The 241-nt window shown below is 54.4% G+C and carries 1 pseudogene; it reads right to left on the reverse strand.

Annotated elements, in window-relative coordinates:
- Positions 1 to 241: pseudogene (locus H6B10_RS16480) on the reverse strand (purine-nucleoside phosphorylase); the annotation flags it as partial.

Genomic DNA, 241 nt, shown 5'->3' on the forward strand with positions numbered 1-241 from the left:
GGTACGGAAAGCACGGATCTCGGCGGGGGTTTCAAAGCTGGGGCCCATGTAACCCAGATAAACGCCTTTTTGCAGTACCAAATTGTGCTCAGCGGCAACTTTCAGGGCGATTTCCTGCAGTTCGGGGGTGTATACATGGGTCATATCACAGAAACGGGGACCGATGGTGTCATCATTGGCACCGCGCAGCGGGTTGGCCCCCATAAAGTTGATGTGGTCGGTAATCAGCATGAAATCGCCC

The organism is Gemmiger formicilis (assembly GCF_016901605.1).
Lineage (GTDB): Bacteria > Bacillota > Clostridia > Oscillospirales > Ruminococcaceae > Gemmiger > Gemmiger formicilis_B.